Source organism: Streptomyces sp. NBC_00986, assembly GCF_045162565.1.
Classification (GTDB): domain Bacteria; phylum Actinomycetota; class Actinomycetes; order Streptomycetales; family Streptomycetaceae; genus Streptomyces.
Map to the genome: position 1 here is coordinate 10240715 of NZ_CP108733.1, position 24521 is coordinate 10265235.

18 protein-coding genes are annotated in these 24521 nt (G+C 70.7%); 13 read left to right on the top strand and 5 right to left on the bottom strand.

The window, feature by feature from the left end; translation table 11 throughout:
- The first annotated feature begins 54 nt into the window (after positions 1-54).
- The 3 genes from OG504_RS46100 to OG504_RS46110 all read left to right on the top strand — a co-directional run bounded on the left by OG504_RS46100 (position 55) and on the right by OG504_RS46110 (position 3419).
- Positions 55-534, top strand: coding sequence for an NUDIX hydrolase (locus tag OG504_RS46100; RefSeq protein WP_405995127.1), 480 nt, complete (start codon positions 55-57; stop codon positions 532-534).
- A gap of 54 nt (positions 535-588) precedes the next feature.
- The gene (locus OG504_RS46105) at positions 589-1389 is read left to right on the top strand and encodes a 3-hydroxybutyrate dehydrogenase (protein ID WP_405995128.1); all 801 of its coding nucleotides are present in this window, start codon (positions 589-591) and stop codon (positions 1387-1389) included.
- A 77-nt stretch (positions 1390-1466) separates the two neighbouring features.
- The gene (locus OG504_RS46110) at positions 1467-3419 is read left to right on the top strand and encodes a helix-turn-helix domain-containing protein (RefSeq protein WP_405995129.1); all 1953 of its coding nucleotides are present in this window, start codon (positions 1467-1469) and stop codon (positions 3417-3419) included.
- Positions 3420-3465: 46 nt separating this feature from the next.
- Here OG504_RS46110 and OG504_RS46115 read toward each other — a convergent pair whose 3' ends face one another.
- Both OG504_RS46115 and OG504_RS46120 read right to left on the bottom strand, forming a co-directional pair.
- A complete protein-coding gene (locus OG504_RS46115; RefSeq protein WP_405995130.1) occupies positions 3466-4878 on the bottom strand; it encodes an MFS transporter in 1413 nt (470 codons plus the stop codon).
- A gap of 136 nt (positions 4879-5014) precedes the next feature.
- Positions 5015-5809 (bottom strand): SDR family NAD(P)-dependent oxidoreductase, encoded by a 795-nt coding sequence (locus OG504_RS46120; protein ID WP_405995131.1) that lies wholly within the window; start codon positions 5807-5809, stop codon positions 5015-5017.
- A gap of 275 nt (positions 5810-6084) precedes the next feature.
- Here OG504_RS46120 and OG504_RS46125 point away from each other — a divergent pair, with 275 nt between their 5' ends.
- Together OG504_RS46125 and OG504_RS46130 are read left to right on the top strand one after the other, a co-directional pair.
- A complete protein-coding gene (locus tag OG504_RS46125) occupies positions 6085-6984 on the top strand; it encodes a hypothetical protein (RefSeq protein WP_405995132.1) in 900 nt (299 codons plus the stop codon).
- Positions 6985-7049: 65 nt separating this feature from the next.
- Positions 7050-7460 (top strand): hypothetical protein, encoded by a 411-nt coding sequence (locus tag OG504_RS46130; RefSeq protein ID WP_405995133.1) that lies wholly within the window; start codon positions 7050-7052, stop codon positions 7458-7460.
- Between the two features lie 139 nt (positions 7461-7599).
- Here OG504_RS46130 and OG504_RS46135 read toward each other — a convergent pair whose 3' ends face one another.
- Positions 7600-7896 (bottom strand): Dabb family protein, encoded by a 297-nt coding sequence (locus tag OG504_RS46135; RefSeq protein ID WP_405995134.1) that lies wholly within the window; start codon positions 7894-7896, stop codon positions 7600-7602.
- A 178-nt stretch (positions 7897-8074) separates the two neighbouring features.
- On the opposite strand from OG504_RS46135, the gene OG504_RS46140 reads away from it, so the two are divergent.
- The 4 genes from OG504_RS46140 (at position 8075) to OG504_RS46155 (ending at position 13954) form a co-directional block, all read left to right on the top strand.
- Positions 8075-11269 carry an AfsR/SARP family transcriptional regulator gene (locus OG504_RS46140; RefSeq protein ID WP_405995135.1) on the top strand — a complete coding sequence of 1065 codons (3195 nt, stop codon included), beginning with the start codon at positions 8075-8077 and terminating at the stop codon, positions 11267-11269.
- Between the two features lie 212 nt (positions 11270-11481).
- Positions 11482-12882, top strand: coding sequence for an FAD-binding oxidoreductase (locus tag OG504_RS46145; RefSeq protein ID WP_405995136.1), 1401 nt, complete (start codon positions 11482-11484; stop codon positions 12880-12882).
- Positions 12883-12888: 6 nt separating this feature from the next.
- On the top strand, positions 12889-13152 hold the full coding sequence (locus tag OG504_RS46150; protein WP_405995137.1) for an anti-sigma factor family protein: 264 nt from the start codon (positions 12889-12891) through the stop codon (positions 13150-13152).
- 232 nt (positions 13153-13384) lie between these two features.
- Entirely contained in the window at positions 13385-13954 is a 570-nt protein-coding gene (locus OG504_RS46155) for a sigma-70 family RNA polymerase sigma factor (protein ID WP_405995138.1), read from the top strand.
- Between the two features lie 500 nt (positions 13955-14454).
- Here the strand turns inward: OG504_RS46155 and OG504_RS46160 are convergent, their stop codons facing one another.
- Together OG504_RS46160 and OG504_RS46165 are read right to left on the bottom strand one after the other, a co-directional pair.
- Positions 14455-15492, bottom strand: coding sequence for a zinc-binding alcohol dehydrogenase family protein (locus tag OG504_RS46160; protein WP_405995139.1), 1038 nt, complete (start codon positions 15490-15492; stop codon positions 14455-14457).
- A 154-nt stretch (positions 15493-15646) separates the two neighbouring features.
- On the bottom strand, positions 15647-16009 hold the full coding sequence (locus OG504_RS46165; RefSeq protein WP_405995140.1) for a winged helix-turn-helix transcriptional regulator: 363 nt from the start codon (positions 16007-16009) through the stop codon (positions 15647-15649).
- A gap of 135 nt (positions 16010-16144) precedes the next feature.
- On the opposite strand from OG504_RS46165, the gene OG504_RS46170 reads away from it, so the two are divergent.
- From OG504_RS46170 to OG504_RS46185, 4 genes are all read left to right on the top strand, one after another.
- Positions 16145-19336, top strand: a complete 3192-nt coding sequence (locus tag OG504_RS46170; protein ID WP_405995141.1) for an AfsR/SARP family transcriptional regulator — start codon at positions 16145-16147, stop codon at positions 19334-19336.
- Positions 19337-19463: 127 nt separating this feature from the next.
- Positions 19464-20396 carry a catalase family peroxidase gene (locus OG504_RS46175; protein ID WP_405995142.1) on the top strand — a complete coding sequence of 311 codons (933 nt, stop codon included), beginning with the start codon at positions 19464-19466 and terminating at the stop codon, positions 20394-20396.
- 111 nt (positions 20397-20507) lie between these two features.
- The gene (locus tag OG504_RS46180) at positions 20508-21431 is read left to right on the top strand and encodes an SGNH/GDSL hydrolase family protein (RefSeq protein ID WP_405995143.1); all 924 of its coding nucleotides are present in this window, start codon (positions 20508-20510) and stop codon (positions 21429-21431) included.
- A gap of 373 nt (positions 21432-21804) precedes the next feature.
- Positions 21805-24471 carry a BTAD domain-containing putative transcriptional regulator gene (locus tag OG504_RS46185; protein WP_405995144.1) on the top strand — a complete coding sequence of 889 codons (2667 nt, stop codon included), beginning with the start codon at positions 21805-21807 and terminating at the stop codon, positions 24469-24471.
- Positions 24472-24521: the final 50 nt, after the last annotated feature.

Genomic DNA, 24521 nt, shown 5'->3' on the forward strand with positions numbered 1-24521 from the left:
CGAGCGCACGGTAGTTCGTGGAGTGGCCATGGATCGTCCCGTTAGGGTCGGAACATGGCTACTCCTGATTTCATCCGTACGATCCGGGCCTCCGCCGGGCATCAACTGCTCTGGCTTCCCGGGGTCAGCGCCGTTGTCTTCGACGACGCGGGTCGCGTCCTGCTGGGCAAGCGGACGGACAACCACGAGTGGGCGTTGCCCTCCGGAATTCCCGAGCCCGGTGAGCAGCCCGCCGCCTGCGCGGTGCGCGAGGTGTTCGAGGAGACGGCCGTCGAGTGCGTCGCGGAACGGGTCGTCATGGTGAAGGCCGGGGGACCGATCAGCTATCCCAACGGCGACGCCTGCCAGTTCATGGACATCACGCTCAAGTGCCGGGCCGTCGGTGGCGAGGCGGCCGTGAACGACGACGAGTCGCTGGAGGTCGGCTGGTTCGACCTGGACGCGCTGCCCGAGCTCAGCGATCACCAGCTGTTCCGGATCAAGCAGACCCTGGCCGACGCACCCACATGGTTTGACACCACGAGTTCCGACTGAAGTATGTGCTCGGCCCATATGCGGTTGGGTGGGAACGCTGTCTAGGCTCGCCCCATGACCGTGCCCAACGCCCTCCCGGGTACCCGCGCGAACCTCCTCGACCTCAGTGGCCGTACCGCCCTCGTCACCGGTGCCGCCGGCGGTATAGGCAGCGCCTGCACCCTGCGGCTGGCGGCCGCCGGGGCAAACGTCAGAGCGGTCGACATGGACGCCCCGGGACTCGAGGCGCTCGCCGAGCAGGCGCAGGGCCTCGCGGGCGCCGTCGAACCGCACGTCCTCGACCTCACCGACCTGGACGCCGCCGAGCGCGCCGCCGCCGGTACGGACGTCCTGGTGAACAACGCGGGGCTCCAACTGGTGCGCCCCATCGAGGAGTTCCCGCCCGACGTCTTCCACACGGTGCTCACCGTGATGCTGGAGGCGCCCTTCCGGCTCATCCGCGGCGCCCTGCCCCACATGTACGGGCAGGGCTGGGGACGGATCGTCAATGTGTCCTCCGTCCATGGGCTGCGCGCCTCCGCCTTCAAGTCCGCGTATGTGGCCGCCAAACACGGTCTGGAGGGACTCTCCAAGACCGCTGCCCTCGAAGGCGCACCCCACGGCGTCACCTCGAACTGTGTGAACCCCGCCTATGTGCGCACCCCCTTGGTCGAGCGACAACTCACCGACCAGGCACAGGCGCACGGCATCCCCGAGGAACGCGTGCTGACCGAGGTCCTCCTCCAGGACAGCGCGGTCAAACGGCTCATCGAACCGGAGGAGGTCGCCGAGGCCGTCGCCTATCTCTGCGGCCCGCACGCGTCGTTCGTGACCGGCACCTCGCTGGTGCTGGACGGCGGGTGGACCGCGCACTGAAGCACCCGGTGCGCAGGCGATTCCCGAGTTATCCACAGGCCTGACCGGCCGGCCCGGCGATGGGGAATCCTGTGAGCATGTCCAGCGATCACGTGCAGTCCGCCGAGCGCTCCGCCACCGTCACCGGTGCCGCCGCGCGACCGAGCAGTACCGAGGCACCGTTCCTCGAACTGCTGGCCCGGGGCGCCTCCGCCGACGCCTACGAGCAGCCGGTGCTGCTCGCCCGCACCGACGGAAGACCGGCCGAGGCGATCGCCGTGCTCGAACACGCCAAGGTGCTCGCGCTGCGCGTGCGCTCGGAGCTGGAGGGACGCCGACGGCGCGAGGCCGAGCTGTCCGCGCTCTTCGAGACGGCCCACGACCTCGCCGGACTGCGCGACCTCGACGCCGTACTGCGGGCGATCGTCCAGCGCGCCCGTTCCCTGCTCGGCACCGACATCGCCTACCTCAGCCTCAACGACCCGGCCAGAGGCGACACTTACATGCGGGTGACCGAGGGATCGGTCGCGGCCCGCTTCCAGCAGCTGCGGCTGGGCATGGGGGAGGGGCTCGGCGGACTCGTGGCCCAGACGGCACGGCCGTACGTCACCGACGACTACTTCAAGGACGATCGCTTCCAGCACACCCTGACCATCGACTCAGGGGTGCGGGACGAGGGGCTGGTCGCGATCCTCGGGGTGCCGTTGATGCTCGGGCACCGTGTCATCGGGGTGCTGTTCGCGGCGGACCGGCGGGCGCGGGTCTTCGAGCGGGAGCAGATCGCGCTGCTCGGCTCCTTCGCCGCGCTCGCCGCGGCCGCCATCGACACCGCGAACCTGCTCACCGAGACCCGCTCGGCCCTGGCCGGTCTGGAGCGCGCCAACGAGATCATCCAGGACCGCAGCGGAGTCATCGAGCGTGCCTCGGACATTCACGACCGGCTGGCCGAACTCGTGCTGCGCGGCGGTGGAGTTCACGACGTGGCTGCCGCCGTCTCCCAAGTCCTCGACGGAGTGGTCGAGTTCACGGAGATCGACGCCACACCCACGAAAGCGTTGGAGGAGTCCCGCGTCGAAGGGCACGCGGTGCGGCACCGGGACGACTGGATCGCCGCCGTGGCCGCCGGCGGCGAACTGCTCGGCGCGCTCGTGCTGCGCGGCCACCCCGGCCTCGACCCCGTCGACCAGCGCACCCTGGAGCGCGCCGCCATGGTCACCTCCCTGCTCCTGCTCGCCCGGCGGTCGGCCGCCGAGGCCGAACAGCGCGTGCGCGGCGAGCTGTTGGACGACCTGCTCGACGCCCGCGACGGTGACCCGCGGCTGCTGCGGGAGCGTGCGTCCAGACTGGACGCCGACCTGGACGCCACCCATGTCGTCCTCGCCGCCCGGCTCGACGGCACGGCCGCCGACGCCGACCAGGAGGCCGCCGCCCGCAGACGCCTGTGGTCCGCCGCCTCGCACCTCGCGGGGACCCGGCACGGACTGGCCGCCGCCCGCGACGGCGGCACGGTCCTGCTGCTGCCCCTCGATCCCGGCGACACCGCCACTGAGCTGGCCCGGCGTACCGCCGCCCACCTGGGAGCGGCGGTCCATGAGGCGGTCACCGTCGGCGCCTCCGCCCCCGTCGAGAAACCCGGCGCCCGGCTCGATGCCGTGGTCGCCGCCTACGAGGAAGGGCGCCGCTGCCTCGACGCCCTGCGGTTGTTGGGCCGTACCGGAGACGGTGCCGCCGCCGAGGACTTCGGTTTCCTCGGACTGCTCCTCGCCGGGGACCGGGACATCGGAGGCTTCGTCGAGCGGACCATCGGGCAGCTCGTGCGGTACGACGAGCGGCGCGGTACGGATCTGCTGCATACCCTGGATGCCTACTTCGCCTGCGGGATGAGCCCGGCCCGGACGAAGGACGACCTGCACGTCCACGTCAACACCGTTGCCCAGCGGCTGGAGCGCGTGGGCCGACTCCTCGGCGAGGACTGGCAGGAGCCGGGACGCGTCCTGGAGATCCAACTCGCCCTGAGGCTAAGGAGATTGGCCGCTCCGGCGCGGCCGTGACCCTCGTAGGCGCGGGGCGTACGAGGGCCGGTACGGCGCCTGGTGATCAGGCGGTGCGAGCGTCCGCGGCGTCCTTCGAAGGAGCGGTCGTCGCGGCCCGGTCGTCGGTGGCGGACTCGATCTCGGTCAGGTCGCGGTGCCGGGTTTCCTTGGCCACGCCCACCGCGATCAGGGTCAGGACGACCGCCGCGATCACATACAGGGCGATCGGGGTCGAGCTGCCGTAGTCGGCCAGCAGGGCGGTGGCGATCAGCGGGGCCGGGGCGCCAGCCGCGACCGAGGCGAACTGGGCGCCGATCGAAGCGCCGGAGTAGCGCATCCGGGTCGCGAACATCTCGGAGAAGAAGGCGGCTTGGGGTGCGTACATCGCGCCGTGGAGCACCAGGCCGACGGTCACGGCGAGGACCAGGTTGCCGAAGTCCCCGGTGTCGATCAGCGAGAAGAAGGGGAACATCCACAGCCCGATGCCCACCGCACCCAGCAGATACACGGGCCGGCGCCCGATCCGGTCCGACAGGGCGCCCCAGGCCGGGATGACGGCGAAGTGCACGGCAGAGGCGATCAGTACGGAGTTCAGCGCCGTCTGCCGGGAGACGCCGGCCGCGGTGGTGGCGTAGACGAGGATGAAGGCGGTGATCACGTAGTAGCTGATGTTCTCCGCCATGCGGGCGCCCATCGCGACGAGGATGTCGCGCCAGTGGTGGCGCAGTACGGAGACGAGCGGGAGTTGCTCGGGGGTGGCGCTTCGGGCCGTTGTCCGGGCGGTGGCTCTGCGGGCCTCCGCCTGGGCCAACGCCTCCTGGAACACGGGGGATTCATCAACAGACAGACGAATCCACAGACCGACGGCGACCAGGACACCGGAGAGGAGGAACGGGATGCGCCAGCCCCAGCTGCCGAAGGCCTCGTCCGAGAGGACGGCGGTGAGCAGGGACAGCACTCCCGTCGCGAGCAACTGCCCTGCGGGGGCGCCGGTTTGGGGCCACGACGCCCAGAAGCCGCGCCTGCGTGCGTCCCCGTGCTCCGAGACGAGCAGGACGGCTCCGCCCCACTCGCCGCCGAGCGCGAAGCCCTGCACCAGGCGCAGCGCGGTGAGCAGGACCGGGGCCGCCGCTCCGACGGTCGCGTGGGTCGGCAGCAGCCCGATCGCGAAGGTCGCCCCGCCCATCAGCAGCAGGCTCAGGACCAGGAGTTTCTTGCGGCCGAGCCGGTCGCCGTAGTGCCCGAAGACGAGGGCGCCGAGCGGGCGGGCCGCGAAACCCACGGCGTAGGTCAGGAAGGAGAGCAGGGTGCCGACGAGCGGGTCGGAGCCGGGGAAGAAGAGTTCGTTGAAGACGAGCGCGGCCGCGGAGCCGTAGAGGAAGAAGTCGTACCACTCGATGGTGGTGCCGATGAGGCTGGCGGCGACGATGCGTTTGAGGTTGGCGGGGGGTGGGGGAGCGGCGGGTGCCGAGGCCATGTGCGCCACTTCCTTGTGTGCCGTGGGGACGGGTACGTGATGGCACACGGTAGGAAGGGGCACGTCAGCGGCACATGTGGTGGGACACCATAGTTCTGGGAGACAAAGTGCGTGCGGAGACTATGAGTTGAGGGCGCTAGGGCAGGATCGAGTCGATGTATCCGCCGTCGACGCGCAGGGCTCCGCCCGTCGTGGCCGACGCCTGGTCGGAGCTGAGGTAGACGACCATGTGGGCGATCTCCTCGGGCTCGATCAGCCGTTGCAGGAGGGACTGCGGCCGGTGCGCCCGCATGAACTCGCGCTGGGCCTCGTCCCAGGGCAGGTCGCGGTCGACGAGTTCGTAGACGAAGTCCTCGACGCCGCCGGTGTGGGTGGGGCCGGCGATGACCGAGTTGACCGTCACGCCCGTGCCCGCCGCCTGCTTCGCGAAGCCGCGGCCGACGGCGAGGAGCGCGGTCTTGGACATGCCGTAGTGGATCATCTCGGCCGGGATGACGACCGCCGAGTCGCTGGCGATGTACTGGATCCGGCCCCAGCCGCGCGCGGTCATGCCCGGCAGGTACATACGGGTCAGCCGTACCGCGGCCAGCACGTTCACCTCGAAATAGCGCCGCCACTCCTCGTCGCTGATCTCCAGCGGGTCGGCCGAGCCGAAGATGCCCAGGTTGTTGACGAGGATGTCCACCTCCGGCAGCGCCTCCAGGACGCGCCGGGCGCCCTCCTCGTTCGCGACGTCGGCGGCCACGGGGACGAAGTCCGCACCGGGGACCTCCGCCGCGAGCCGTGCCACGCCCTCCGCGACCCGTTGCTCGTCCCGGCCGTTCACCCCGACCCGGGCGCCGGAGCGCGCGAGTCCGGCGGCGATCGCCGCGCCGATGCCCTGCGTCGAGCCCGTCACCAGGGCGGTGCGTCCGGTCAGATCGATCTGCATGTGGAACCAGTCCCCTTGTGTGTCTGCTTGTGTGTCTGCGCGTGCTGGCACGTCTGCTGCCAGCCTGGCGGCAGGGTGATCGGGCCGCCACTTCGGCCGATGCGGGCGGGAGCGGTGATGCTCATGGCCGGGTACCGCCTGCCTTTAAAAGTCCGGACCTGAATCCGCCCCCTCGGTGAACCTCCCCGTACCCCCGTGCGTAGCCAGTGCGGTGCCCGCGGCGATCCCGTGGGCGCGTACCCATCGTCGACGGACAGGAACGGATGGACTCAATGATGAGATCTAGGACCGCGACGCGACCCCCGCTCGACCGTCCCGCCCGCTCACTCACCAGCCGTGGGCGCGCACTGGGCGTGGCGCTGGCCCTCGGCGCGTTGCTGGTGTCGGGCGCGACAATGACCCTCGCCGCTCCGGCAGTTGCCGCGACGGGAGACGTCAAGTGCCCGTCCACGGACTGCGTACGGATCGCGCCGACGGCCGGTTCACCGGTCGCCATCGCCTCCGACAACGCCGGATCGCTGTATCTGGCGTACTCGGGCGGCGATCTGCTCAAGCTCGACCTGGCCACCGGAGCGCTCGGCACGGTCACCACCGGTCTCGGTAACCTCCGCGGGGTCGCCGTCGCCGACGGCAGCGCGTACATCACCGCCTTCGACGGCACGCTTCAGCAGGTCACCCTCGCCACGGGCGCCCGCCGTACCCTGGCCGCCGGCCTGCCCTCGCTCTTCGGGGTGGCCCGCTTCGGCACCACGACCTATGTCACCGACGGCAACGGAGAGATCGTCGCCGTCCCGGACGGCGGGGCATCGCGTGTGGTGGCCACGGGGCTCGGCTTCTCCTACGGCCTCGCGTTCGACAAGGCGGGACTCGCCTACACCGCGGACATGGGCCAGGGCCGCATCCTGCAGACGAACGTGACCACCGGTACGACGCGGGTACTGGCCAGTGAGGCCTACGAACCCACGTCGATCTCGGTCGGCGGCGACGGCCTGGTCTACTTCATGGTCGGCGACGAGGTGAAGCGGGTGAACGCCGCCACCGGGGTGCAGTCCCACGTCACGAACCTCGTCGGGATCAACGGCTTCAGCTTCTCGCTGGCGGCGTCCGGGGACGCGTACATGGCCGGTGGCGCCGGCGACGGCCTGTGGCGCATCGCCGGACTGACGTCGCGATGAGGCGGTAGGCGCCAGTGATCAGAGAGGGTGCCCGCGGGGTTTCTGCCTGCCGGGCACCCTTTCGCGTGGCCCTCGGACGAAACGGCCTGGCACGCCGACAGGCAGACCTCGTTGCCGACGTCGGCCGCTTCCGCCGCATCCACGGCGGAAGCTACAAGAACAAGGCGCTCGGAGTGTTCCTCCTCCGCTCCGGGCTCCTCGACTACGACCACCGCGACCTCGACGCCCAGAAGAAGCTCCTCCTGGACGCCTTCGCGGGACACACCGAGTGGAAGATCCCGCAGCTGCTCGACGCGGTCCGCGCCGATCCCGAGCTCTACTTCGACTCGGTCAGCCAGATCCACATGCCCACCTGGCACCGGGGCCGTATCGCTCTGGTCGGCGACGCCGCGCACTTCCTGGCCGAGGAACTCGAAGACGCGGGCGGCGATCACACGGTGGCCTTCGAGCGCTACGAGCAACGCCAGCGCCCCTAGGCCGAGTTCGCCCAGAACAGCGTCACGGACGGCGGCGAACTCATCGTGCCCTCCACACAGGAAGCGATCGACGCCCGCAACGCGAGACTCCAGGCCATCGCCACCTGACGGCGACACCGGGCCACGACCGTCACAGGCCTCAGACGTGGATGTCGACGACCACCCACGAAGCGTGGTGCATCCAGTGGGCGATCGCGGCCACGTGCGCGGGGTGGTTGAAATAGCGCTGGAAGGCGGCGGTGTCGTCGAAGAGGCTGTTCAGGGCGAAGTCGTAGGAGGCGGGCGTCTCGTCGAAGACGTGCCATCCGACCTCCCACTGGCGGATCTCGGGGATCTCCCGGTCGAGCTTCTTCACGAGTTCGAATCCCTCCGTGACCTCGGGGGATTCGCGCGTGAGGCCTTCATTGAGCTTGAAGAGGACGATGTTCCGGATCATTTCCGCTCCTGATGCCGTGTCGTGCCGCGTCGAACTCGGTGAACGTTGACGGCTACGGCGCGTCCGACGACTTGGTTCACGGAGGGGAACGCCGACGGACGTCGACCCGGACCGCTCGCGCCGCGACGCGCCGACGAGCCCTTCGGGGCTTTCGGCCGGCCACGGCAGGATGGCGGGCATGCGTTTTCGACTGCTCGGCCGCCTGGAGCTGGTGACCGCCAACGGCGTGGTCGTCCCGCCCGGCGCCGTGTCCCGGGCGATCGTGGGACGGCTGCTGCTGGCCCACGGGGCGGTCGTGCAGCGCGACACCCTCGTCGACGAACTGTGGGAGGAGCGCACGACCAAGAACCCGGTCGGCGCGCTCCAGGTCCAGATGGCCAAGCTGCGCGCGGCCTTCGCGGCGCGGGGCGAGGACACCCGCCTGCTGTTCGACCACGGCGGCTACCGCATCGTCCTGGGCCCGGAGGACGAGGTCGACGTACCCGACTTCGAGGCCGCGGTCCGGGACGGGCGTGAGCACCTGGCGGCGGCGGAGTACGAGAAGGCCGAGCACGAGCTACGGCGGGGGCTGTCGATGTGGCACGGCCGCGCCCTCGACGGCCTGGAGGGACGGGTCTTCGAGACCGAGCGGACCCGCCTCGAGGATCTGCGGCTCGGCGCTCTGGAGGACGCCGCCACCGCGGGCCTCGAACTCGGCCGCGCGAAGGAGCTGATCCCCGAACTGCAGGCCCTGCTGTCCCTCGCACCGCTGCGCGAGCGGTCCCGCGCCCGGCTCATGCTCGCGCTCTACCGCTGCGGTCGGTTCGCGGAAGCGCTGGCGGTCTACGACACCGGCCGTCGGCTGCTGAAGTCCGAACTCGGTGCCGCTCCCTCGGAGGAACTGCGCTCCCTGCACGCCGCGATACTCCGCCACGATCCCTCTCTCCAGGGGAAGGACCCGTCTCGTCAAGGGCGCGGGTCGACTCTCCAAGGGACGGTCACCCTGCCGGACCGACCGTCCTCGCCGCGTGCAGATGTCCGGGAGTCGACGTCCGAATCCGTCTCCGAATCCGTCTCCGTCTCCGTCTCCGTCTCCGGCGAAGGCAACCTGAGCCGGCCGCTGGGTCCGTTCGTCGGCCGGCGCAATGAACTGGCCGCGCTGTGCGAAGTCGTCGGCCGGGAGCGGCTGGTGACCGTGCTGGGACCGGGCGGCGTCGGCAAGACCCGTCTGGCGCTTGAGGTGTGCGCGCTGGTCCAGCCGTCCTGCGGCAACGTGTGGTGGGTCGACCTCGCCCCGGCCGACGACGCCAACATGCTCGCGGTGGTCGCCTCCGCGCTCGGCCTGTCCGACACCGCCGTCCGGCCGGACCAGCCCCCGCACGACTATGTGCACCGGCTCACCTCGTTCCTGGCCGGGCGCTCGGCCGTCCTCGCCCTCGACAACTGCGAGCACCTGCTCGACGCCGTGGCCCCGCTCGTGGCGACCCTGCTGGGCCGGTGTCCCGCGCTGACCGTCCTGACCACCAGCAGAGCACCGCTGGAGGTCGCGGCCGAGGTGCTGTACCCGCTCGCGCCGATGCCGGACGAGGAGGCCGCGGACCTGTTCGGCACCCGTGCCGCGATGATCGACCCGTCCTTCGCCCCGGACGCGGCGGCGCTGCACGACATCCGCCGCCTCTGCCGCAGGCTCGACGGACTGCCGCTGGCGGTGGAACTCGCCGCCGCGCACGTCCGGCTCCTGACCGTCCGGGAGATCGAGGCCCGCCTCGACAACCGCTTCACCCTGCTGATCAAGGGGGAGCGCACCGCGCCCGCCAGACATCGCACCCTGCGCGCCGTCCTCGACTGGAGCTACGCCCTCCTCGACACCGCCGAACAGCGGCTGCTGACGGAACTCGCCCTGTACGTGGGCGGCTGTTCCCTCGACATCGTGGAAGCGGCAACTCCCTTGCCCGGGGCGGACAGTGCCGAACTGCTCCACGTCCTGGGGCAGTTGGTCGACAAGTCCCTGCTCGTCCCGGTCTCCACGCCCGACGGGAACCGGCTGCGGATGCTGGAGACGGTCCGCGAGTACGCGCTCACCAGGCTCAGGGAGGAGGGCCGCGCCCCCGAGGCCGAGGAGCGCCTCATGACGTGGGCCGCCCGCTTCGTCCGCGACGGCAGCGCGGGACTCTCCTCCCCTGACCAGCGGGAGTGGGCCAGGCGCCTCACCGAGGAGTCCGCCAACATCAGGGCGGCATCGGACCTGATGACGGCCAGGTCCAGGCAGGCCGAGGCCCTGCTGCTGGAGGCGCGGCTGGGCTACTTCTGGTTCATCAGCGGTCGCGAGGAAGAAGGAATCGACCGCCTCCAACGCAGTCTGCAGGCCTACGACGCGACAGCGGGCCGGCGGACCACGGAGCCCACCGAGGACGACGAGTGGGCGCTCTTCTACACCATCGCCTGGCTCACCTGGCTCCATCACGTGGCCGGACACCACACGGAAGCCAGTTCCTATGTGGACAGGCACAAGGAGGCGTGGCACTACGCGAAGAACCCCGACCTCGCCGTCCTGGGCCTCTGCTACGACGCGCTCCACGCGATGCTCAACGGGCACGACGACGTGGAGGAGCGCTTCGCCCTGGCGGAGGCCGCCGTGGTGCACACGGAATTCCACTGGGACCGGGCGGTCCTGCAGACGAACTGGTCGACCCACTGCCTCCAGCACGGGGACACCGAGGGGGCCCGGCGGCACGGGCTGATCGCCGTGGCGGCGTCGCGCGCGGCCGACGACGACTTCGCCCGGGTCTTCTCCCTCACCCTCTGCGGCGACGCGGACGAGAGCGACGGCCTGCGTGCCCGGGCCCGCGAGCAGTGGGCGGAAGCGGCCCGGATTCTGCGTGCCGTAGGGGCGCGTACCCGCTGGGCGTATGTGCTGCTGAGGCTGGTCTGCCTGGACATCACCGAGCGGGAGTTCGCGTCGGCCGAGCGGCGGCTGGCGGACGTGAGCCGGCTCGCGGACGAACTGAGTGCGGACGATCTGCAGGCGGCGGTGGCCAACCTGCGCGGAGTGCTGGCGGTCCGGGGCGGCCGTTTCGCGGACGCGGAGCGGATTCTCCACGGTGTCTGGCGCTGCCCGGGAGCGCCGCCCGACCGCAGAGCCGTCGCGGCCGTCGGTCTCGCGGTCATCGCGACGTTCGGTCCGCCGACCCCCACCGCCTCGGACGACGCGAGGGCCTGGATCGCCCGGGGGCGCCAGACGCACGCCGGACTGCTGGAACCGCTCGCCCGGCACGCGGTGGGCGTGTTGCTGGACAGGCTGGACGCCCACCACGGGACGAACCGGCCGGGTGGGACGCACCCACAGTGCGACTGGCTCGCGGACAGCCCCTCCGTGCTGGCCGCCTTCAGCTGAGCGACTCCGGCTGCGGTGGGCGGGGTCGGCCACGAGTCGTACGCGGACAGTGAACCTCTTCGGGGTGTCCGCCGTAGCAGCGACCAGACGGCACCTGGTCCCCGGGATGTCTCCGTCGCCGTGTCGCATTGCGTCACGGCGCGGAGCCGTGTCCCTCGCTGTGCCAAGTGACCGTCGGACAGGGCCGGTTCTCCGACGAAAGGCACAGCACCATGACCGAGTACCAGGGGCGGATCGTTCTCGGAGAGGACACCGTCGCCGAACTGGCCGACCGGATCGAGGGATCCGTGTTCGCCCCGCACGACGCGGGCTACGCGGAAGCGGTCGCGGGCTTCAACTCGCGCTCGCGGCAAGGGCCTTGCCTGGTCGTCGCCGCGGCCACGGCCGCGGATGTGCGGGCCGCGGTCGGTTTCGCCGCCGCCCGTGACCTGCCCATCGGGGTCATGGCCACCGGGCACCAGCCGTTCCCCGCCGCGGACGACTTCCTGCTCGTCACGACAGGTGCGATGCGCGACGTCGAGATCGACGCCGAGCGTGGCGTGGCCCGGGTGGGTGCGGGCGCGCTCTGGTCGGACGTCGTCGAGCCCGCTCAGGCGGAAGGACTGGCACCGCTGAACGGGTCCAGCCCGCTGGTGGGAGTCGTCGGCTTCACACTCGGCGGCGGACTCAGCCCGTTCCTCGGCCGGTCCTACGGCTGGGCCGCCGACCATGTCGTGGCGATCGAGGTCGTCACACCGGACGGTGAACTGCGCCGCGTCTCCGCGGAGTTGGAACCGGAGCTGTTCTGGGGCCTGCGCGGCGGACGCAGCAACTTCGGGATCGTGACCGAGCTGGAGATCGGGCTCTTCCCCGTGACTTCCTTCTACGGCGGCGGAATCTACTTCCCCGCCCATGACGTCGAGGCCGTCCTCCGCGCCGTCCCCGAGGTGGTCCGCGACGCGCCCGACGCCTTCACCTGCTCGCTGGCGCTGCTCAACTTCCCGCCGGTACCGGAGATTCCGGAACTCCTGCGCGGCCGCTTCCTCGCCCACGTCCGGGTCACCCACCTCGGCTCCGACGAGGAGGCCGAGAAGCTCATCGCGCCCTTCCGGGCCATCGGCGAGGGCGTCATCGACACGGTCGGCCGTCATCCCTACGGCGCGTTCGCCCTCGTGCACACCGACCCGGCCGATCCCTTCCCGTACGAGGAACAGGGCGCCCTCCTGGCCGAGTTGCCGACCGAAGCAGTCAACTCCCTTGCCGAGAGCGCTCAGTTGGCGGCCGGAGGACTCGTCACGGTCCTGGAGATCAGGCATCTCGGCGGGGCGCTGGCCCATCGGCCGATCGCGGCGAGCCCCATCGCGGCCCGGGACGCCGTCTTCAGCGTGTGGGGAGCGACCGTCGGACCGCCGGAGATCGTCGACGCCGGGATGGCCGTGCTCGGCGGGATGGTCGAGCGCCTGAGCCCCTGGTCCACGGGGCTCGCGTACACGAACTTTGCCGGGCGTGACGACCGGGCGGAGAACGTGTTCACCGCCGACGACCTGGAACGGCTGCGGGTCCTGAAGCGGCACTACGACCCGCGCAACCTGTTCCGGGTCAACAACCACAACGTCGCTCCGGAACAGCGGTGAACCGCGGTGAACTGCGAGCAGGACAGACCAGAACTGGCCGCGTACGCCGTGGCGGCCCTCGATCCCGCGGACGCGGCACGCGTCGACGGCCACGTACGGGAGTGCCCGGCGTGTGCGGCCGACGTGGACGGGCTCCGCACCACTCTCGCCGCCGTCCGGACGCTGCCCGTCCAGGAGATGCTCGGCAACTGGTCCGGGAAGCTCCCCGGACTGCGGGAAGCGGCGGTCCGCGCGGCCCTGGCGGAGATCCCGGGGGCGCCCGGCTCCTGAGCATCCCCGGAACACCGGCCCCCACCCGCCCGTAGCGCATGTCCGCGTGCCCGGCGGTGGTGCCCTTTCCCGCGCCTTTCCCGCAGCTGTCCTACGCCTGTCCTCGCGGACACCGGCCAGGCAAGCGGACATCAAGCCGTCGGCAAGAGGTCCCCCCGAAGGTTTCCCCGTTCAGCTTTCAACGAATTGGCGCGCCGTGCATCGACCCGCGGCGCATCGGGGGAACGTGGCAATGAGGCACAACACAGGAATCCGGGACGTACGGCCGGACCGGCCCGGCGCACCGCGCGACACGGCGCGCGACGAGGCGTTCATCCGCGCCGTCTACGACAAACACGGGGTGTTCCTGCTGAGGGTGACCACCGGACTGCTCTGGGGCGACAGCCATCAGGCCCAGGACCTGGTCCAGGAGGCCGTCCTGCGCGCCTGGCAGCACGCCGACATCCTCGATCCCGAGGCGGAGGGCATCCGGCCGTGGCTCGTCACGGTCGTCCGCAACCTCGTCATCGACGGCTACCGGGCGCGGAAGGCCAGACCGCCGGAGACGATCGACACCGCGTTGAACGACATGCCCGGTCCGGTGTCCATGGATCCGGCCCTCACCAGGAAGATCGTGCGCGAGGCCTTGGCGGACCTGACGTTGCAGCATCGCGAGATCCTCGTCCACGTCGAGTTCCTGGACCAGTCGGTGGCCCGGACGGCGAAGACACTGGGCATACCGCCGGGCACGGTCAAGTCCCGCACGCACCTGGCGCTGAGAGCACTTCGGGCCGCGCTGGCCGAGCGGGGGTACACCCCGTGAGCGGTCGGCGGCGCTGAAAGAGCGTGACGTCCGCCCGGAAAGCGGAGCGGGAGCGCCGACATCCTCGGCGCTCCCTTTCTCGGCACACGGTCCCGTAATGGCGGACAGACATACCCCGTTACCGAGCCACCCGATCCGCAGCGGTTTCACGCCGAGCCGCCCGCCGACGCGCTTCCTCCACCGCACTCCGCTCTTCCGGAGTGAGGCGATTCATCAGGCGTTCGTTGTTGACCCAATCATTCAGAAGGGCGTGAGAACCCCCCAGGCTCAGGGAGTACGCCCACATACTTCGCCCTCGCGTGGTTCCGTTCCATTCATGTGCCCAGCTGAGCAGATGGCCAATTCTCTGCTCCTGTGTGAACCTCGTCAATTGCATGCCCGTCACCTTTCGATGGTTACGAGAAAGCCTGTTCTTCATCCGCCCGGTAAGCGGGGATCCACCCTGTGAACGGGGATCCGCTCTGTAAACGGAGCGGGGAAGAAGGAGGTTCACAGCGGGATCAGAATCCGGTGAGTGTCACCTTGCCGATGGTGCTGCCGGACTCCAGGATGCGGTGCGCCTCACGGAGGTGCGCGGCGTTGATCGTGCCGAGGTCCTGCGTGGCCGTGGTCCGCAGGGTTCCCTCGTCCACGAGCTGGGCGATCCGATCGAGGATGTGATGCTGCGTCACCTGGTCCGGGGTCCTGAACAGCGAGCGCGTGAACATGAGTTCCCAGTGGAAGGAGATGCTCTTCGCCTTCAGCAGGCCGATCTCCACGGGGCCGAAGTCGTCGATGGCGATCAGGCCCCCGAACGGCTTGAGCATGTCGGCGTACGCGGCGAGGTTCCGGTCCGTACCCGCGGTGCCGAAGATGTGGTCGACCCCGCCGGGCGCCACCTCGGCCACCTGCTCCGGCAGCGGACGATGGTGGTCGACCACATGTGTGACACCCATACGACGGGCGAACTCGACGGTCTCCGGCCGGGAAGCCGTGCCGATCACGGTGAGGCCGGTGAGGGCTCGGGCCAGCTGAGCCACCATCGCCCCGACACCGCCCGCCGCCGCGGTCACCAGCAGCGTGCCGGTCTCCTCCGCGGCACCCTCGCGCAGACCGAGGCGTTCGAACAGCCCCTCCCAGGCGGTGAGGGAGGTCAGTGGCAGCGCCGCCGCCTCACCGAAGGAGAGCGTGCTCGGCTTACGGCCGACGATGCGCTCGTCGACGGCGTGGAAGCGGGAGTTGGTGCCCGGCCGGTCGATCGCGCCGGCGTAGAAGACCTCGTCGCCGACCTCGAACAACTCGACCTGCTCACCGACCGCGACGACCGTGCCGGCGGCGTCCCAGCCGAGCACCTTGGGCTCACCGCCCGGGTCGTTGCTCTGCCGGACCTTGTAGTCGACGGGGTTGACCGCGACGGCCTCCACCTGGACCAGCAGATCGTGCGGACCCGGCTGCGGAACGGGCAGTTCGACGTCCACCAGGCTCTCGGCGTCATCGATCGGCAGGCTCTTGCGATACGCGACGGCGGGCATCGTCGCCGACTTCCAGGTCTCACTCATCATGGATCTCCTCGACTCGTGCGGTGGACCGACGAGGACCGGCGGCCACGACCCGCAAGGTACCTATCGGGAGGTAGTAACCATCAAGGGATCCTGCTTCCCAATGGAAACCATCGAGGTAGGGAGGCTGTCAGGAGCTCCGCGTGTCGTGAGGTCAGGCGGATTCCGGGAACCGGTCGATGTTCTGCTCCACCCAGCTGCGCAGATGGGAGAGCGGGGCGCAGGCGTCCTTGCCGAGCGGGGTCAGGCTGTACTCGACGCGGGGCGGGACCTCGGCGTAGATCTCACGGTCGATCAGGCCGTAGTCCTCCAGGCGGCGCAGCGTCTGGGTGAGAACCTTGGGGCTCACGCCCTGCAGCCGGGCGCGCAGGGCACCGAAGCGCTGGGGGCCGTCCTCAAGGGCGCCGAGTGCGAGGGCGCTCCACTTGTTGGCGAGCAGGTCCAGCATGTCGCGGCAGGGGCAGGCCGCGGAGTAGACGCTCTTGGGGTCCTCGCAGAGGCCCGATGTCTTGGTCATACGCCAACAGTACCCAATGGGTACTAGTATCCCTTGCGGGTAACCACCGCCTGCCTCGTACGGTCATGGGCATGCTCGGAATCCAGGTTGGGAATCATGGTTTCGAGCATCGGAACCGCCGATGAAGGCTGACACATGAACGACGACGCCCTGCACCTGCGACTGCTCGGCCGCCTGGAGCTGGCCGACGGGAGCGGTGCCGTCGCTCTTCCGGGCGCCGTCTCCCGCGCGATCGTCGGCCGGCTGCTGCTGGCCGGGGGAGCGGTCGTCCACCGCGACACCCTCATCGACGAACTGTGGGAGGACCGCGAGGCGAAGGACCCGGTCAACGCCCTCCAGGTCCAGGTGACCAAGCTGCGCGCGGCACTCGCGACCCGGGGCCGGGACGGGCGGTTGCAGTCGCAGTACGGGGGATACCGCTTCGTACTGGCGCCGGAGGACGAGCTCGACACGGTCCGTTTCGAGACGACGGTCCGCGAGGGCCGCGAGCACCTGGCGGCGGGGGCGTACCGGCAGGCCGAGGACGTCCTACGACAGGGCCTGGCCCTGTGGCGGGGCCGCGCCCTGGACGACCTGAAGGGCCGGGTCTTCGACGCCGAGCGCCTGCGCCTCGAGGAACTGCGCCTGAGCGCAGAGGAGGACGCGAGCGCGGCGGGTCTCGAACTCGGCCGCGCTGCTGAACTGGTCCCTGAACTCACGGCACTTGTGTCCGCCGCCCCGCTGCGCGAGCGTGCCCGGGCGCGCCTGATGCTCGCGCTCCACCGCTGCGGACGTCACGCCGAAGCGCTGGACGTGTACGAATCGGGCCGCAGACTCCTGAGGTCCGAACTGGGCGCCGACCCTTCCCCCGAACTGCGTGCCCTGCACGACGCGATACTGGCGGGCGACCAGCGTCCCGGGACGGCGACTGCGGACCCCGTACGGCTGTCCTCGGTGCATCCCGATTCCCGCCCGACGGATCGTCCCGCTCCCCACCCGACGCCCGGCGAAGGCGGTCCCGACCACCCCCTCGGCCCGTTCGTCGGCCGAGCCGAGGAACTCGACGGGTTGCGCGCCGCCCTCGGCCGCGGGCGACTGGTGACCGTCGTAGGGCCCGGCGGTGTCGGGAAGACCCGGCTCGCGCTTGAGGCGTGCGTGCTGACGCAGTCCTCGTACGACGGCGTGTGGTGGGTCGATCTGGCCTCGGCCGACGGCGCGGGTGTCCTCGCGGCGATCGCCGGAGCCCTCGGTCTGTCGGACGCGTCGGTCCGGCCCGACCAGCCGCCGCACGACTATGTGCACCGGCTCACCTCGTTCCTCGCCGGACGTCGGGCGATGCTCGTGCTCGACAACTGTGAGCACCTGCTCGACGCGGTCGCCCCGCTCGTGGCGGTCCTGCTCGGCCGGTGCCCCGCACTCACCGTCCTGGCAACGAGCAGAGCCCCGCTGGCAGTTGCGGGCGAGACGCTGTATCCCCTGGCGCCGATGCCCGACGGCGAGGCCGCGGACCTGTTCAGCACCCGCGCCCTCATGATCGACCCGTCCTTCACCGCGGACGAGACGGCGATGCACGACATCCGCTCGCTCTGCCGCAGACTCGACGGACTGCCGCTCGCGGTCGAACTCGCCGCCGCGCACGTGCGGTTGCTGCCGGTGCGCGAGATCGAACTCCGCCTCGACAACCGCTTCGCCCTGCTGGCCAAAGGGAAACGGACCGCTCCCGCCCGGCACCGCACCCTGCGGGCCGTCCTCGACTGGAGCTACGCCCTCCTGGACACCACCGAGCAGCGGGTGTTGACGGAACTCGCCCTGTATGTCGGCGGCTGTTCCGTCGAGTTCGCCGAGACGGCCATCTGCCTTCCCGACGCGGACCGCCACGAGATCCTGCAGGTACTGGCCCAACTGGTCGACACATCCCTCCTGTTCACCGTCTCGACGCCAGACGGAAGCCGGCTGCGGATGCTGGAGACGGTCCGCGAGTACGCGCTGGACCGGCTCCGGGCCGAAGGAAGGGCCGCCGAGGCGGAGGAACGCTTCATGGCCTGGGCCGTGCGTTTCGTGCACGAGAGCACTGACGCCAACGCGCCCGAGGACCAAGGGGAGTTGATCAGGCGGCACACCGCGGAATCCGCCAACATCAGGGCGGCCTCGGACCTCATGATGGCCCGGTCGAGAGCGGCGCAGGCGCTGTCGCTGGAAGCACGCCGGGGCAGCTACTGGGTCATCAGCGGCCGTGAGGAAGAAGGCATCGACCGTCTTCAGCGCAGCCTGCGGACCTGTGACGCGGCGGCTGCGGAAGGGCAACTGCCCGCCGTGGAGCCGACTGAGGAGGACGAGCTCGCCCTCTTCTACGCCCTCGCGTGGCTCGTCTGGCTCAACCACGTCGTCGGTCGATACGTGGAGGGCGGTTACTTCATCGACCGGTTCAAGGAGGTCTGGCGCGAGGCGAAGAACCCCGATCTCGCTGTCCTGGGCCCCTGTTACGAGCCGCTCCACGCCATGCTGACCGGGCAGGACGACGTGGCGGAACTCTTCGTGCGGGCCGAACAAGGCGTCGCGGGCACCGAGTTCCACTGGGACCGGGCGATCCTCCTGACCAACTGGACGACGTACTGCCTCCAGTTCGGCGACATCGACGGCGCCCGCGGCCACGGCAGGGCCGCCGTCGAGGCGGCCGTCGCCTCCGGCGACGACTTCGCCAGGGCGTGCACCCTCACGCTCCGCGGCGACGCGGACGAGAGCGCCGGCCTCCGCGACCGCGCCCGCGCGCACTGGACGGAGGCGGCACGCATCCTCCGTTCCATCGGCGCGCGCGGTCAGTACGCGTACGCCGCGCTCAGGATCGTGTGCCTGGACATCGCGGCGGGAGCGGTCGGGACGGCCGAGGACCGGCTCTCGGAGGTGGTCCGCCTCGCGGACGAACTGAGCGCGGACGACCTCCGAGCCGCAGCGGCCGTCCTGCGCGGAACACTGGCGTTCTACGGTGGCCGCTTCTCGGACGCGCAGACGATCTTCGCCGACGTCTGGGACAGCCCCACGGCGCCGCTCGACCGCCGGGCGATGGCCGCCGTGGGCCTGGTGGCGGTGACGACGTTCGGCCCGCCCGTTCCCTCGGCGTCCGGCGACGCGCGGCTGTGGATGGACCGCGCAGGCGAGGCGCTCGACCGGGTACGTGAGCCACTGGCCCGCCGGGCGGTGGGCGCCCTGCTGGACAAGCTGGACGCCTACTTCAAGTCCGGTCCCAGCGGCACGGTCGGGACGGACCATGTGCGGGCCTGGCTCTCCAACAACCCTTCCCTGCTCGCCGGTTTCACCGGAGTGCTGAACGGCCCGGGCCGGCATCGCTGACCCGCCGAGTCCCGTGCCCGTGCTGCTTTCGATCGTGGCACCTGATCCCGGCAACGAGTGAACCGGGTCCCGGAGCGGCTCGTAGACCGCATTGGTCCCGTGATCGGTTCGTCTCCTAAGGAATGACATGTCAAGCAGTGCCGCAGATCAGACCCTTGCCGTCCGGGTCGTCGACAGCATGGAGCGGATGAGCGGGAGGCATCCCGGGTACCGCCGGTCCAGTGCCCGGGGGGCCGGTTTCCGGGCCACCTTCACTCCCAGCGGGGCCGCGGCCGCGCTGACCACCGCCGCGCATCTGCAGACGCGGCCGGTTCCGGCGACCGTACGGTTCTCGAACTCCGAGGGAGATCCGCACACGCCCGACACCGCTCCGGTGACCCGCGGCATGGCCGTCCGCTTCCACCTGCACGACGGCGGTGACACCGACCTCGTCGCCCTCAGCGTCCCCCGGTTCGTCGCCTCGACGCCCAGGGAGTTCCTGGAGTTGACCGAGGCCCTGCGCCCCGACCCGGTGACCCACCAGCCGGACCTGACCCGGGTGCACGCGTTCGTCGGTGCCCATCCCCACCTGGCGGAAGCCGTCGCCCAGCAGCCGCCCATACCCGTCAGCTATGCCTCCGCCGCCTATTGGGCCATCCATGCCTTCATCTGGGTCGACGCGGACGGCGCCAGGCGGCCCGTGCGGTACCGCTGGGAACCGGAGGCGGGACGCGCCGAACTGACCGCCGCCGACGCCGCCACCCGCACCGCCCACTACCTGACCGACGAACTGCACCAGCGCCTGGAACACGCACCGGTGGCGTTCGACCTGCGGATCCAGCTCGCGGAACCCGACGACCCCACCCACGACCCCAGCACCGTCTGGCCCGATCACCGTGAGGAGTTCACCGCCGGGCGACTGGAGATCACCGCACCCGCCGACGACCAGGACCCCTGGAACACGCAGGCCTTCAACCCCACCCGTGTCACCACCGGCATCCAGCTCTCCGACGACCCCGTCCTCGCCTTCCGGGCCCACGCCTATGCCGAGTCCCACCTCCGGCGCAGCCACAACCAATGAGTGAACCTCCCTGACATCCCCGCCGTTTGACGTCACGCCTGCACAACGCCCCCGCACCCGACGCCAGTTGGCCGAGCGACTCGACGAGCGCTCCGGGGGCCCGACGAATGGATGGACTTGAACAGCGAGCAGACCAAAAGAACTCCGGTCCGGCGAGGCCTGTTGCGCGGTGCCACGGTGACGTGTTGCGCGATGGCCCTCGCCGCCGCGGGGGCGACAGCGGCGAGCGCCGCCTCGATACCCGCGGCGCCCACCAGCGTCGACTACGTTGCGCTGGGCGACTCCTACGCATCCGGCCCCGGCATCCCGACCCAGGTCGACGCCACGTGCGCGCGGTCCGACCAGAACTATCCGTCCCTCCTCGCCGCGGCGAGGAACTGGCAGCTGACCGACGTCAGTTGCTCGGGCGCGACCACAACGGCCCTGGCCGGACCCCAGGGTTCGCAACCGCCGCAACTCGACGCACTCGGCGCCGACACGGACGTGGTGACCCTGACCATCGGCGGCAACGACCTCGGCTTCTCCAGCAATCTGGCCACCTGCGCCGGACTGACGTCGAAGGACCCGACGGGCAACCCGTGCCAGACCTTCTTCACGAGCGACGGCACCGACCGGCTGGCACAGCGCGTCGACGACATCGCTCCCAGGATCACCGCCGCGCTGGACGCCGTACGGCAGCGGGCTCCGTACGCCAAGGTCCTGGTGGTCGGTTATCCCGACCTGTTCCCGGACGACGGGGCCGGCTGCACCAGCTCCGCCGTACCGCTCGCCGCCGGCGACTTCGCCTATCTGCGGGACACCGAGAAGAAGCTCAACACGATGCTCGCGGACCAGGCGGCGGCGAACGGCGCGCGCTACGTCGACACCTACACCCCGACCGTCGGACACGACATGTGCGAGCCGGCCGGCGAGCGCTGGATCGAACCCCTGGTCGCGCCGGCCCCGACCGCGCCCGCCCACCCGAACGCCCAGGGCCAGCAGGCCATGGCCGCCACGGTGGAGCGCGCCGTCCGCTGCGCCGCGTACCGCCGCTGACCTGAGCCGATGACCTGAGGGGAACGGGAGAACCCGGCTCGTTTTCCGCGGCTTTCCCCATCATGGTGCCGCAGGGGGCTGAAAGGCTTTGTCGGGGGTACTCGGCTTTCTGCGGCACCCAGGGGTCGCCGCTCCCCAAAGGAAAGAGAAACCCGTGTACATAGGTATCGGTACCGTCGTCGTCATCATTGTCATCGTCCTTGTCGTCATGATGCTGCGCCGCGGCTGACCCGTGCCCCTCGTACGGCACGGGCAGCACGGCCGGCCATAACCACAGCCCGCCCTGGATTCCCTTTCGCGGATCCCCGGGCGGGCATGGTCACGATCGGCGCCGGTACGACTTCCCTTTCGTCCGGCCACTAGAATCCGTCAAGTGGCAATAGCGGTGGACGGGTACGAATTCGGGCTGCTGGGGCCATTGAGCGGTCGGTACGGCGGGCGTGCGCTGGATCTCGGCAGCCCGCTGCAGCGGGCGGTCCTGGTCCGGCTGCTGCTCGGGGAAGGACGCCAGTGCGGCCTCGACCACCTCATCGACGCGCTGTGGGAAGAGCCGCCCGGCAACGCGGTGCGCTCGGTGCAGACATACGTCTACCGTATTCGCCTGTCGCTGGGCGAGGAACGGTCCCGGCTGGAGACCACCCAGGGCGGATACCAACTCGGCATCCCGGAACAGGCAGTTGACGCCCTGCGCTTCGAGCGGCTCGTCCGCGAGGGCGAGGAACTGAGGGCCGCACGGCAGACCGCCCCCGCCCTGCGTGCGTTCGACGCCGCGCTCGCGCTGTGGTCGGGCGAGCCGCTGTCCGGCGTACCCGGCCCCTACGCCCGCCGCCACCGCGGACGTTTCGTCGATCTACGGCTCAACGCCCAGGTGGCGCAGCTGAGTTGCGCCGACGAACTGGGCGACCACGCCCGCGTCGCCACGGAACTGATCTCCCTGATCGCCGACCATCCTCTGCGCGAGGACCTGTACGCGCTGCGCATGCGTGCGCTGTACCACGCCGGGCGGACGGCGGAGGCCCTGGCGGTCTACGCCGCGGCCCGCGAGACCATGGTGGCCGAACTGGGCATGGATCCGGGGCCGGAACTGCGTGAGTTGCAGACCCGCATCCTCAGCGGCACCGAGCCCGACGCCGTCGAGCCGCGTCCCGAGGGGCAACTCGCCGGTGCCGCACCGGAGTTCGGCGCCACTGCCTCGACCAGTCCTACGGCTCCCACAACATCGACTCCTGCGACATCGACCGGTGCCACGGCCGCCGCCCCCGAAGCCGACCGGTCGGCGACCGCGCAGGTCGAGGAGGTCCCGGCCGCCGTCCGCCCGCAGCAACTCCCCCCGGCGCCGGGCGACTTCGTCGGTCGGGAGCGGCTGCTGGAGCGGCTCCGGCTGGCCTTGCGGCCCAGCGGGGAAGCCGTCGCGCTCGCGGTGCTCAGCGGGATCGGCGGCGTGGGGAAGACCGCGCTCGCGCTGCGCGTCGCCCACGGCATCCGAGGCGACTATCCGGACGGCCAGCTCTATGTGGACCTGCGAGGTGACGGAGGCCAACCCGCAGACCCCGCCGACGTGTTGGTCGACTTCCTCCTCGCCCTCGGCATGCCCGCCGCCGGGATCCCCGCGACGCCCACCGCCCGGGCCGGGGCCTATCGCACCCTGACCGCCGACCGCCGGATCCTGGTACTCCTGGACAACGCGTCCGACACCGCCCAGGTGACCCCGCTGCTCCCGGGCACACCGGGCAACGCCGCGCTGATCACGACCCGGCACCGGTCGCTCGTACCGCCGGGCGCGACACGTTTCGAGGTGCCGGTGCCCGATCAGCGGGAGGCGGTGGCCATGCTGGGCCGGTTCACCGGCGACGCCGAGATCGCCGCCGCCCCGGAACTCGCGCTCGAACTGGTCCACGCGTGCGGGCAGTTGCCGTTGGCGCTGCGCATCATCGGTGCCCGTACGGCCGCTCGTCCCGGACGCGGGCTCGGCGCGCAGCTGCTGCGCCTGCGCGCCGAGGAACGGCGGCTCGACGAGCTGCGGGCCGGAGACATGTCGGTGGAGGCCACCTTCCAGGTCGGGTACCGGGCCCTGGCCCCCGACCGGGCCCGTGCGATGCGCCTGTGCGCCCTGCTCGACGCTGCGGACTTCCCGGTCGCCGTCGCGGCGGTCCTGCTGGACCAGCCGGAACACGAGACCGAGGAACAGCTCGAGCACCTGGTGGAGGCCGGTCTGCTCGAACCGCATTCGGCCGACCGCTACCGATTCCACGATCTGGTACGGGCGTTCGCCGCCCGGCGCGCCGAGCGCGAGGATCCCGTCGCGGACCGCGAGGCGGCGCTGGTGCGGCTGACGATGTTCCTGCACGCCACCCTGCTCCAGGCCATGAGCGCGACCGAGCGGGCCGGTTCGCTCAGCATCCATCTCTTCTCGGTGCCGCTGCCCGGGCTGCGGTTCGCCGACGCCGAGGAGGCGCGCACCTGGCTGCTGGCCGAACACACGCTGCTGGTCTCGGTGTTCGCCCGGGTGCTGCGCGACGTCCCCGGCGCCTCGACGATCGTCGTCGCCGCTCTGTCGGTGATCGCGTCGAGCGGACTCTTCGCCGGACCCGCGCACCAGCGGGAACTGGAACGCATCACGGACCAGGCGGTCGCGACCGCCGAACGGGGCGACAACCCGGCGTTGAAGGCGCAGATCCGGCACATCCGGGCCTGGCTCGCCTTCATCCGGGGTGATCTCACAGCGGCGGAGACCGATCTGCGCGAGGCGATCCGACGGCTGCGCGACGGCGCCGACCCGCTGACGTTCTTCATGGCCACCCGGCTGCTCTCGGTCGTACTGGTGGACCGGGGGCGGACCTCGGAGGCCGTCACGTTCTTCGCCGAGTCGGAGACCGTCGCCGGCGCGGAGGACGATCCGAACAGCCCCGCCTACTTCCTCCAGGAGGTGGCCCGCCTGTTCACCGCACTGAGCTCGGACCAGGCCGAGGTGAACATCGCCGCGGCCCGGCATGTGTACGAGGTGAGCGACCGCCTGCGGCGGGAAGCGGCGAAGCGCTGAGTCCGTCCGCTCACTGGGCCGGTCCCGCGTTCACGCGCCGTTGATCGAGT